The organism is Vallitalea longa (assembly GCF_027923465.1).
GTDB classification, from domain to species: domain Bacteria; phylum Bacillota; class Clostridia; order Lachnospirales; family Vallitaleaceae; genus Vallitalea; species Vallitalea longa.
On sequence record NZ_BRLB01000018.1, the window covers coordinates 1 to 13,448 of the forward strand.

A 13,448-nucleotide genomic window follows, 5' to 3' on the forward strand; every position below is an offset into this window, starting at 1 on the left:
ATTTGATTCATTTGAATGATTTTCTCCTATAGTTGTTTTTGTGGTGATTACACTATAACAGAAATCTTCAAATGAATCATTTCTTTTTTATTTTGTTTATTCGGACATTTCATTATACAACTTTGCAAAAAATAGTGATATTATTAAAGAAACTTTCCTAATGGACAAATACGCTATGGGGAACGAGGTGTAGACTCTTTTGTTCTATAAAAAGAAAAATTGAGGCAATAACAAATAATACTGTATACAATATGAACACCAAAAAATAATAAAAAATAAATATTAAATATATATGTATGGTAATTGAATGACAATATTAATTGGAATTTTTGTTTGAAATCATGAAATTTAGGAATAATATTACCAAAAATTATACAAAATATAAAATCATAAGTTTAACGTTTAACTTAAAATTAACTTAAAATTAGTATTTTGCTAGTTTTTATAAGGAAAATTTTTGAATCATTATGTACTTTTTTACATTAAAAAGTCATTTGACATAATAATACATTATTCGACATATTTCTACTTTTTAGCCCACTTGAAATTATTTTAAAATGGTATAGAATATTACATGAATCATTTGAAAACTATAAATATAAAGAAAGGATGAATGATTATGAAAAAAGTAACTAGCATTATGTTTTTGTCAGTCATATTATTACTATCGGGAAGTTTGTCAGCTAATACCTTCGCAAAAAGTCCTGATGAGAAAGTAACTTGTAAGATTGTATATGAAAGTTGGTATGAACCAAGTCTTTATACTGAAGCGGTTATACTCCATTACGGTGTAGACGGATGGGATGATGTGAAAGATGTGACAATGGCATGTAAATATGGATTTGATGAAAACCATAATTATAAAGTATGGTATGAAGCAGATGTTGAAGCAAATGAAAATGATACTATCGATTACTGTTTCCATATTAAATATAATAGAGGAGGAGGAGATTACTGGGATAACAACGAAGGAAAAGATTATCATATTGTGGCACAAAATAACTAGACTTAATATCCCAAACTCTTTTGGGGTTTTTTAGGAGGCATATAAAATGAAAAAATCTAAAATAATATCAAAAGCTATAGCTGTCCCTCTTGCTGTTAGCCTTATGGCTGGTACAGGATTAGCAGCTCCTAGAACTGATGAAAATGCTGCTTGGAATGTAAACTATAGTGAAGATGGAACTAATCCAGCAGGTTATTATGGTCAATGGGAAGGACATGATTATTTCCCTTCACCAGATGATTGGAGAAAGATTCCCATGTATCAGTTCATAACAGATAGATTCGCAGATGGAGATCCATCAAACAATGAAGATGAATATGGAGGATATGACCTATATAGAGTAGATGCCAGACATGGTGGCGATTTTAAAGGGATTGAAGATAAATTAGATTATATAAAATCTCTTGGATATAATGCTATATGGATATCACCAGTTTTCCAGAATAGAAACAATTCTTATCATGGATATGGAGAAATTGATTTCACATTAGTTGATGATAGATTTGGAACAATAGACGATTTTAGAGATATGGTAGATGCGGCGCATTCAAAAGGAATGTATGTAATTGTTGATATGATTGTTAACCATATGTCGGATTTGTATTATTTTGAAGGACATGAAAATGAAGGTGCGCCATTCCGTCTTCATGATGGCGAATACAAATTAATACCTAGAAGTCCTGATGAAACATACCAAGATTTTCCTGTAAATAATACATTTATTAATGAGGGACAATACTGTGATGTATATGATTCTCAAGGTAATAAAAAAGTAGATTCAGGTATGGGAACAGGTTCATTCTGGAATAGTGATTTTCATCATAATGGTGATCTTACAGATTATAATGATGCTTGGTGCAATCATCTAGGAAAGATATATGGTTCATTAGATGACCTAAGAACAACTCATCCAAGAGTTCAAGATAAGATTATCGCTATGACAAAATCATTGATTGGTTCAACAGATATAGATGGTATCCGTATGGATACTCCTATGCAAGTACCACTTTATTTCTTCAAGAGATGGGCGCCAGCAGTAAAAGATTATGCTGCAAGCCTTGGTAAAGATAACTTCTTTATTTTTGGAGAGTTCTACTGTGACCGTGGACGTGGAGCAACTATGGTAGGAAGAGGAAAAGAACCACATCAAGTGGGAGAACCTTATTCATTCATAGATGATACATATACAATGGATGGTGGTATTAATTATCAGATGTATTTTAATTTCTTTATGCCTGCTGTCAAAGACCAAGTTTATGGTAAGTTGAATGAGTGTAAAATTCAATATGACAAAGATAAAGAAGCTTATGATTTCTGGGATCCTAAGAAAAATGAATCAAGATATACAATGCTTAATTTCTTTGATAATCATGACCAATGGAGGTTAACTAGTGCAAACGATGGTTTCAAAAAAGCTAAGCTAGCAAGTTCAATAATCGCATTATGGCCTGGTGTACCTTTATTCTATTATGGAGATGAGCAAGGATTTTCTTCAAATGGTACTGCTTTAGATGGTATATCACGTGAAGACTTCATGAGCAGTGTTGCCTGGTATGACGTCGATTGTAAAACAGGTGATAATCCAGCTGTAAAAGATAACTTTGATATGTGTAATCCTTCATATCAATATATTCAAAAAATCATGAACATAAGAAGACAATATCCAGCACTTCAAAGTACAGATGAATTGTATGAGAGATGGTGTCAACCTGATGCAGGTAACGGTGTTTATGTATATAGCCGTGTATGGGGAGATAAGAAAGATTGGGCTATGGTTGCTTTCAATACATGGTCAGACAATATAGAAGCAAAGAATTTCCATACAGGTTGGAATGAAGGGGATGAAATTGTTAATGCAATGAATCCTGATGAGAGATATCGTCTTGGTAAAGATGGTATGATGAGTTCACTATGGGTAGGACCTTACGAAACAAAAGTATTCGTTAGGGCAGATAATGTACAAAGCCTTGATCCTGTTGTTACATCGGTAACACCTGAACATGATACTAGAGTAGAAAGTGATTCAGAAACTATTACTTTGAAATTCAGTAAAGAAATGGATGAAAACAGTGTTAAAGATGCATTCAGATATAATGGAAACTCAGTTGCAACAGCTGATTTGAATTATGATGATGAGAATAATACACTTACATATGAAACTAATATAGATGAAGGAATCAATATTGTAGAGATTCTTGAAAGTGCTAAAAGTGAAGATGGAAAATATCTATACGGAAAATTCGAATCCAGATTCAGAAAAGGAACAGATATTAATCCAATAGCTAATCCTTCTAAAATTTGGACTTTTGATGAAAACTTGATTCAAGATGTAGATAGTAACGATATAGTTTTACATCATTCAGCTGTAGGTTCTAAATACCTAAGAGTATCTAATGATGATGGAAAAACATGGAGTGAATGGGTTCCATATTCAGAAGAAACACAATGGACAATTAATGATGATACTGAAAAAGTTGCTGTACAGTATTGGGCTGATAATAGCGCAGCTTATTTTGTGCAAGATGAAGTCAAGTAAGATAGTATTTAATAATATACCAGTCTAATATAATACTCACGAAAAGTAATACTCCTCTTTGACAAAGTGTAGAATTTGTCAAAGAGGAGTATTCTTACTTTATGGAGAAGTGTTATTTTTCAAGCATATGAATAATCAGTAGAACTATGATAACTATAAAGTTTTTAAGTCGTTTTTGTAATAATGTAATCATTTATCTGTTTATATATGGATTTTAATTATATAAAATTAACCTTATGATGATGAGATTTTAGATGAATTGCATAGAATTATACCAAAAAAATTTATTTTAATGATAATTTATGGTACAATTATAAATGCGTTATTTATTCATATTGACTAAAATTAACATCAGGAGGATGACGATGAGAAGTAGAAAAGGCATGAAAAAAAAATCGTTGTATAGGTTAATAAGTACAAATATCATAATAGTAATGGTAGTACTGATACTAATGATTCCTATATATTTAGAGGCATATGATATATTGAAAAAAAATGTTGCCGATAGTTCAAAAAATACCCTAAAAATAGGATTGGAACGGTTAGTCAATGATTTGGATAACATAAATCATGTTGCATTTAATTTGCAAAGTGAAGAATTACTTAAATATATGGCAGATATTCAGGGGGATATTAGAAATACAGATTATATAGATATGATTGATTTGCAAAAAACAATCAATGATATGACATCACATATAAATATAGTATATGATAGTTTTGTGATGTTCAGAAATAATAACATCGTTGTAGGCGTAGATAAAGTGTATGATAGTGCAAATAGATTCTATCCTAATTTTTTTACTTATAATGATATGTCCTATATTGATTATAAAGAACATATGATGGATCTAGATAACAATAGCTATTTAATCAACAAATCAAATAATACTATTATGTATATAAATACAATGCCCTATAAGTATAAAAAATATGAGTCAGTACTGGTTTCATTAATACGTATAGAAGATGTAATAGATATGTTAGCGGATAGCAATATCATTAAAGATGGATTTCTTTCTATTTATAATAAAAATGGTGACTTGATACTATCGACTGAAGATGATAAATCTTATGATATAAAATATAATGATTTTGATACTAGCAAAGAAATGAAAATAATGAATAAGAAATATACACTTATAAAGGCACAAGAATTGAATTCAGGGTTAACGGTTGTCATGGGTATATCTAATTTAGTTTTTATTAAGGAAATACGTCCTATACTAATTATAATCAATACATATATCGTTATTACAATAATAGTTGGGTTGATTATATCATTGATATTCGCGTATAGAGAATATAGACCAATTAAAGGATTAATGCAAGTGGCAAGTCAATTTTCCAATGAGCAAGATAATACGAGTGGAGAGCTTCAATATCTCAAACAGGTCTTTTTAACTACATCAAAACAAACGAGAGAACTGTCTGATAGGTTGAATGTTATGAAAAAACAAGTAGAGGTTAGTGTATTTGAAAAGATATTAAACGGAAGTTTATTGGATTTAAGTGTTGATACTGAGATAAATAAGTATATGCCATGGTTAGCTAATGGGTTCATCATTATAACGATGAAAACTAAAGAGTATTCCTCAGAATTGACTGCAACAATGATAGAGAAATATTTTACGGAGTGTTCAGAGAAATATGAATATTATCTTCACCCGTCATTACATAATTATACAGTCATGGTATTTGCGTGTGACACTGAACAACAATTTCAAAGTATAATCAAACAATTTGAAAAAATAGTGTATAGCAACATAAACAATAGTAAAATGGTGTGTGGTATATCTAAACAACATAATGTGTATAAGGATATAAAGGTAGCTTATGAACAAGCAATGTATGCTATCAAATATTGTAATAGAAGTAAGAATAAATTAATCAATTCCTTTGAGAGTAAAAATACAGGTGAAATAATTTTTAATATAAGAGACAGTAGAATCCTTAATGAAAGATTATTAAATGGTGATGTGAAAGCTATTGATGATTATTTTGGAGAACTATATACAACTATAATGGATAGTGGAAATATATCAGAGGAACATCTTAAACAATTCTTCTATCAAGTAAAAGGTATAATAGTTTCTACATGTAAAGATCTATCTAGGATGGATTTGCTTGTGGAGAAAAAAGAGTATCTGGATTTTACAACGATCAAAGAAATGATAAACTATCTAACAGATAAGTGTAATGAAATCTGCAACATAATAAATGATAATAAAAAAAGTAAAAATAATCTTTTAAAAGATAAAATATATAATTATATAGAAACAAACTTCAATGATCCAAATTTATATGGAAAAGCACTGGCTGAAAAATTCAATATTTCTCAAAAATATTTATTTAATTTCATAAAAGAGCAAACTGGAAGAAGTTTAGGAGAAATTATAGAATCTAAGAGATTGAATTATGCTGTTGAGTTAATAAAAACAACTGATTTGACTTTCAGTAAAATTGCTTTGCAATGTGGATTTAATTCATCTAATACATTTTACAAAGCATTTAAACGTGTATATGGGGTAACACCTGGTAGTATGAGAAAAAGATAAAGGATATGTATGATTTTATTAAAGTTATATTGGGTAATAAAAAAAGTCAAAACCTTTAATAGTAAAGGTTTTGACTTTTTTCTATCTTAAAGTTCTTCTTTTTAAATATATGAAATAGGAGCGTTTTCATATGCGTCAAGGAAACTTTCCTAACGGACAAAAGCATTAAAAAAACTGATTGATTTATAATTTAATAGTGCAATATTACTTTGGTCAACTAAAAATACAAATATAAACAAGCAATTATTACTATAGTAATACAAAAAAAAGAAAATACAATTTACTAAAATGCATATAATAAGCTACAATAACAATCGGAAAAAACAAATGTGAAAATGGAGGGTTGGTTATGAAGAAAGAATTGATTAAAGTATTGTCGTGTTTATTGTTATTAGTTTTGCTAGTAACAGCATGTGCAACGAAAAAAGATAATGTAAGTAGTAAAGAGGGTATTACAGATAACAGCAATTCTAGTAACGATTTAACACCAGTGGGGGAATTCCCAATTACAAAAGAACCATTAACGTTATCAGTAGGTGTTTTACAAGATCCAAATGTAGAAGATTTTGATACTAATGCCTATACTAAATGGATTGAAGAAAATACAGGGATTGATATTCAGTTTGAATATTTTCCTAATAAAAATGCAACAGAAAAATTATCTATAATGCTTAATTCAAATGAGAAGTTACCTGAAGTCCTTATTGGATTCAGACTAAATACTATTGATGTAGCTAGATATGGAAAACAAGGATATTTTCTTCCGTTAAATGATTATTATGAAAATTACTCAGTAAATATTAATGAATTTTATAGTAAACATCCTGAGCTAGTTAAATATTTCAAATCACCAGATGGGAATATCTATACTGTGCCACAATATACAGAATCAACACCAAATATGTTTGCTTTAAGAGGATGGATCAATCAAGTATGGTTAGATGAATTAGGATTGGATATGCCATCTACAACAGATGAATTACAGAATGTTTTGCAACAATTCAAGGATAAAGATCCTAATGGAAATGGATTACCAGATGAATTACCTATGGTAGGTTCAGCAACAACTTGGTATGGTCAAGCAGATAGTTGGATCATGAATTCATTTATATATGATGATACAAAAAATAAGTTTATAGTAAATGATAATAAAGTTGATGTTATCTACAATAAAGAAGAATACAAACAAGGCTTAACATATATGAATGAACTATGTAATAGTGGATTGTTAAGTCCTTTGACTTTTACTCAGGATAAAGCCCAATATAAACAAATGATGGTTTCGGGTGGAAAGGATAATGTGGTTGGAGTATGGGTTGCTGGAGGTGTAATGTTCCCTGCTGGAGATGAAAAAATGAAAGAATATAATCCTCTACCCCCATTATCAGGACCAAATGGATTACAAATAACAACATATAATCCATCAATACCATTTCCAATGGCTTATATCACTAAGGATTGTAAAAATGTTGAAGCAGCATTTAGAATGCTGGATTTCATGTATAACGATGAAGCTACGATGAGAGCAAGATATGGTGTGCCAGGAATAGACTGGATAGAAAAAGAAGATGGAGAAATTGGTATGTTTGAGGAAGTATTGGGAATAGAAGGAAAATTTAAAAGCATTCAATTCCCATGGAGTGAACCAGTTCAGAACTCTCATTGGAAAAATACAGGATTACAATTTAGAACAAGTGATATTACAGATGCGATAATACCTAGTGGAGATCCATTAGAAAGCCAATATCTTGTTTCTAAAGGTACATTTGCTAATTATGACTATAAACCTGATGATAGTATGATTGTTCCGTTAGTTCTCTATAATAGTGAAGAACTAGATGAATTAGGAGATATTCAAACTACTCTTGTGGATTATGTGAAAGAATCAGCCGCAAGGTTTATAACAGGAGATATGGATATAGATAAACAATGGGATGACTATGTCAATAATTTAACTAAAATCGGACTTGAAAAATATTTACAGATAACTCAACAGGCTTGGGACAGAATGAATTTACAATAATCATAGAAATCTAATCAATAGTCTTATTGGAATATTAGGTATGGGTAAAAAGTAACAAAATAAATTAGCGTATTCACTGAAAAAAAGAAAATATTACTCTCGTCAACAAAAAAACACTATTTTAACATGCAAATATTACTATAGTAATATGAAAAAATCAATATCCAATTTACTAAAATGACTTTAGAAGTTATAGTTTTATCATAAGCAGAAAAATAAAAATACAAAATGGAGGGCATAAAATGAACAAAAAAAAGATTAAAGCATTATCGTTTGTATTAATATTGGTTCTACTATTAGCAGCATGCGGTACTAAAAAAGATAATACCAGTAATAATGGAGGCAGTGATTTAAGTAGCAATTTAACACCTACAGGCGAATTTCCAATTACAAATGAACCATTAACATTATCAGTAGGTGTTCTTCAAGATCCAAATGTAGAAGATTTTGATACTAATGCTTATACTAAATGGATTGAAGAAAGTACAGGAATCGATATTGAATTTGAATTTTTTCCTAATAAAAATGCACCAGAAAAATTATCTATAATGCTTAATTCAAATGAGAAATTACCAGATGTTTTAATTGGATTCAGATTAAATACTATTGATGTAGCTAGATATGGAAAACAAGGCTATTTTCTTCCATTGAATGATTCCATTGATAACAATTCAGTTTATATTAAAAAATTCTATGATGAACATTCGGATTTAGTAAAATATTTTGAATCTGCAGATGGTAATATATATACTATACCACAATGCACAGAACAATTAGGTAATATGTTTCCTTTAAGAACATGGATCAATCAAACATGGTTGGATAATCTAGGATTAGATATGCCATCAACTACAGAAGAGTTGCAAGATGTGCTACAAAAATTTAAAGATGAAGATCCAAATGGAAATGGAGCAGCTGATGAAATACCTATGGTAGGTTCCAGTTCTCAACAGATGTGGTATGGGGATGTACAAAGTTGGATTATGAATGCATTCATATACGATGATACAAAGGATAAATTTATAATAGATGATGGGAAAGTTGATGTTATTTATAACAAAGACGAGTATAAAAAAGGTTTAATATATATGAATAAATTATGTGAAGATGGATTATTGAGTCCATTGACATTTACACAAGATAAAGCTCAATACAAACAAATGCTTGTTTCAGGTGGAGATGATAATGTGGTAGGTGTATGGACTGCCGGAGGTATTCTATTCCCTATGAATGATGAAAAAATCTCAGAATATAAACCATTACCTCCATTATTAGGACCAGATGGATTACAATTAGCAACATATAGTCCAGCAATACCATTACCTAGAGCTTATATCACTAAGGATTGTAAAAATGTTGAAGCAGCATTTAGAATGCTAGATTTCATGTACTGTGAAGAAGCTACAATGAGATCAAGATATGGTATACCTGGAGAGGATTGGGTAGAAAAAGAAGATGGAGAAATAGGAATGTTTGAGGAGTCTATGGGAATAGAAGGAAAATTCAAGTCTATCAAGTTCCCTTGGAGTGAACCAGTTCAGAATGCACATTGGAAAAATACTGGTTTGCAATGTCGTACTAGTGATATTTCAGATGGTGGAATTCCTAATGGTAATCCATTAGACTCAGAGTACTTAATTTCAACTCATGTACCTGTAAACTATGCTTGTAAGCCAGATGAAAGTACTGTAGTTCCAGTAATTCTATATAATGAAGAAGAATTAGATGAATTAGGTGATCTTCATACCACTCTTAATGATTATGTAAAAGAATCAACTGCTAGGTTTATAGTTGGAGATTTGAATATAGAAAAACAATGGGACGAGTATGTGAATGAATTAAATAAAATCGGTCTTGAAAAATATATAGAATTATCACAACAAGCTTGGGAGCGTATGAACTTACAATAGTCATAAAAACAGTCAGTTTTTACGACTGACTGTTTTAATTAGACAAATTGATGTAGAAAGGATTGAATGTAGATGACTCATGGTAAGGTGTCAATGAAGAACCGTTTTCTGAAATATTGGCAATTATATGTTTTCTTGATTATACCTGTTTTATACATTATCATATTTGCGTATATTCCAATGGGAGGATTACAAATTGCATTTAAAGATTTTACTGGTCTAAAAGGAATTTGGGGAAGTGATTGGGTAGGATTGAAACATTTCAAAACATTTTTGAATTCCTATCAATTCAAAAGAGTTTTCATGAATACGATTGGTCTTTCATTCTATCAATTGATCGCTGGATTTCCAATACCTATTATATTAGCTTTGGGGTTAAATTCTGTGCGTTCTGAGAAATATAAGAAGTTGGTGCAGACAGTAACCTATATGCCACACTTTATTTCTGTCATTGTATTAGTAGGTATCATAAATACATTGTTCAATCCAATCACTGGGTTATATGGTACTATTAGCGAATTACTTTTTGGTGTACAACCAGCAGATATATTCGGCAATCCTGGTGCTTTCAAACATCTGTATGTATGGTCAGGTATATGGCAAAATTGTGGTTGGAGTTCAATCATCTATATTGCCGCATTATCTTCAGTAGATAAAGAGTTACATGAGGCAGCTAAAGTAGATGGTGCAAATCGTTTTCAGCGTGTAATACATATTGATTTTCAAGCTATCATTCCTACGGCTATTATTCTTTTAATTATGAATACAGGTAAAATTATGACCATAGGTTTTGAAAAAGTATTTTTAATGCAAAATAGTTTGAATCTAAGTTCTAGTGAAATCATATCTACCTATGTTTACAAAGTAGGACTTGTAACAGGTGGAGGAGATTTTTCTTATGCGACGGCAATAGGATTATTTAATTCGGTTATTAATCTGATTTTAATTATCTTAGTAAATAAAATATCTAAAAAAGTAAGCAATACAAGTCTATGGTAAAGGGGATAAAAATGAAGAGATTAAATAAACATCCTAAAACTACAATGTCTTTTGATGATAAGATTTATTTTGGAGGAGTGAATATAGTTTTATTCATAATATTCATATTGGTTCTATATCCTGTTGTTTATATTGTATCCTCATCATTTTCATCAGCAACAGCCGTTATGACAGGAAAGGTTGTTTTATGGCCGGTGGATTTCAGCTTAGAAGGATATAAAGCAGTAATGAGGTATGATAAGGTATTTATAGGTTTTAGAAATACAGTATTTTATACTGTCGTAGGGACAAGTTTTAATATTATGTTAACTATGATAGGTGCATATCCATTAGCTAGAAAAGGATTACCAGGTAAAGGTATATTAATGTTCATATTTTCCTTTACAATGATTTTTACTGGTGGAATGATTCCTACGTATATGTTAGTACGCAGTTTGGGCATCATGAATACACCACTAGCCATGATATTACCTGGAGCATTATCTGTATATAACCTAATTATAGCTCGTACATTTATACAAAATAGTATTCCCAATGAATTATTAGAAGCAGCACAATTAGATGGGTGTAACGATTTTAAATATTTCTTTAAAATAGTCTTACCACTTTCTAAAGCAATTATAGCAGTATTAGTATTATTCTATGCTGTAGGACACTGGAATCAATATTTTAAAGCTTTCTTATATTTAAGGGATCCAGATATACAACCACTACAAATTGTATTGAGAGATATACTTATTGCAAATACTACAGATCCAAGTATGTTAGGTGGTTCTGATGCTGATGCAGAAGCTTTAGAAGGACTTTCCAACTTACTCAGATACTCATTGATTGTTATTTCTAGTGCACCAATCATATGTGTATATCCGTTTATTCAAAAATATTTTGATAAGGGAATTATGATTGGATCACTTAAAGGATAAATTTGAAATATTAAGTATTAAGGTAGGGGGAATTACATGAATAAACCAGACATATTAATTTTTTGCAGTGACCAACATGCTCCAATGCATTCTGGCTTTGGAGGCAGTAGTATCGTAGAGACACCTAATTTAGATGAGTTAGCTTCAGAGGGTACTACTTTTGATGCAGCATATACATCATGTCCTTTATGTGTTCCTGCAAGAGCATCATTATTAACTAGTCAATTACCATCTAGAACAGGGATATTTACTAATATGTGTGCGATTCCTGAAGATAAGGTAACGTTTTTACATTCGATAGCTTTAGAAGGATATGAAACGGTTCTTTGTGGAAGAATGCATTTTATGGGCAAAGATCAAAGACATGGATTTACTAAACGTATAATGACAGATATAACCTGTGATTATTGGGGTGCAAAAAATCAAATGCAAAGTGAACTGAAAGATTATAATAAGACACTTTCCATGTATGGATGTCTAGGTATCATTGGAGGAGGAACGTCACCTGTTTTAGAATATGATAAAGCGGTTATAGAAGCTGCACTTAAATATTTAGATGAAGAACATGATAAGCCTCAATGTATTGTAATAGGTACGTATGCACCTCATTTTTCGTATGTTGCTCCTTCTGATGTGTATACCTATTATAAAGATAAAGTACAATTACCTGTAACATTGCAAAATAAACCTAATTATTCTCATCCAGGAGTAGAACATAAAAGACAAATCACTGATAAGCAAAATATCAAGAATTTAAGAGCAGCTTATTTCGGTATGATTACAAATATGGATAAGCAGATTGGAGATATACGTAAATCATGGAAAAAATATCTGGATAAAAGTAATAGAGACGGTATATTTGTTTATATGTCAGACCATGGAGATCAAATCGGAGAGAGAAATCTATATGGTAAACAAACATTTTATGAAAGTTCAGCACGAATCCCTTTAATTATTGAAGGGAATGGCATTAAGAGAAATCATAGAGTTAAAGGAGCAATAAGCATAATGGATATAGGACCTACATTATGTGATATCGTAGGTGCAATGGCTCCGCCTAATATAAATGGAATAAGTTTACATAACCAACTTAGAGGTCTTGAAGATAATACCGAAAGAAGTGTCTTAAGTGAATTTGTGGAAACTATTAATAATAAGCCAGTACCTTGTCGTATGTTGAGAAAAGGAAAATATAAATTGATTACTTACTCTTCTTATGATGAGTTCGATTTGCTTTTTGATCTGGAAGATGACCCTCATGAATTAGAAGATATTTCAAAGGATCATCAGGATATAGTTAAAGAAATGAAGAATATAATTTGTTCCAATTGGAATATAGAAGAAGTTAAAAATATGTATAGTGAAAAGAAACGAAATCATGCAATTCTCAATAAGTGGGGAGAAAAAACGGGAGCTATTGATAGTGAAAGATGGAATATCCCGAAAGAAGCAGTGTTATTACCTGACGAAATGTAAAATAAGTAAAGGAGATA

General features: G+C 30.5%; 8 protein-coding genes. All 8 read left to right on the forward strand.

Going from position 1 to position 13,448, the window contains the following annotated elements:
• Positions 1-619 precede the first annotated feature (619 nt).
• Complete coding sequence (locus tag QMG30_RS20080; RefSeq protein WP_281818587.1) at positions 620-1,006, forward strand: carbohydrate-binding protein; 387 nt, start codon at positions 620-622, stop codon at positions 1,004-1,006.
• 46 nt (positions 1,007-1,052) lie between these two features.
• Positions 1,053-3,542 carry an alpha-amylase family glycosyl hydrolase gene (locus QMG30_RS20085; protein WP_281818589.1) on the forward strand — a complete coding sequence of 830 codons (2,490 nt, stop codon included), beginning with the start codon at positions 1,053-1,055 and terminating at the stop codon, positions 3,540-3,542.
• Positions 3,543-3,907: 365 nt separating this feature from the next.
• Complete coding sequence (locus QMG30_RS20090) at positions 3,908-6,100, forward strand: AraC family transcriptional regulator (protein WP_281818592.1); 2,193 nt, start codon at positions 3,908-3,910, stop codon at positions 6,098-6,100.
• A gap of 349 nt (positions 6,101-6,449) precedes the next feature.
• On the forward strand, positions 6,450-8,123 hold the full coding sequence (locus tag QMG30_RS20095; RefSeq protein ID WP_281818594.1) for an extracellular solute-binding protein: 1,674 nt from the start codon (positions 6,450-6,452) through the stop codon (positions 8,121-8,123).
• 242 nt (positions 8,124-8,365) lie between these two features.
• Positions 8,366-10,033, forward strand: a complete 1,668-nt coding sequence (locus QMG30_RS20100; RefSeq protein WP_281818596.1) for an extracellular solute-binding protein — start codon at positions 8,366-8,368, stop codon at positions 10,031-10,033.
• A 72-nt stretch (positions 10,034-10,105) separates the two neighbouring features.
• On the forward strand, positions 10,106-11,032 hold the full coding sequence (locus QMG30_RS20105; RefSeq protein WP_281818597.1) for an ABC transporter permease: 927 nt from the start codon (positions 10,106-10,108) through the stop codon (positions 11,030-11,032).
• 11 nt (positions 11,033-11,043) lie between these two features.
• On the forward strand, positions 11,044-11,955 hold the full coding sequence (locus QMG30_RS20110; RefSeq protein ID WP_281818600.1) for a carbohydrate ABC transporter permease: 912 nt from the start codon (positions 11,044-11,046) through the stop codon (positions 11,953-11,955).
• Between the two features lie 36 nt (positions 11,956-11,991).
• Entirely contained in the window at positions 11,992-13,431 is a 1,440-nt protein-coding gene (locus QMG30_RS20115) for a sulfatase-like hydrolase/transferase (protein ID WP_281818602.1), read from the forward strand.
• Positions 13,432-13,448 lie beyond the last annotated feature (17 nt).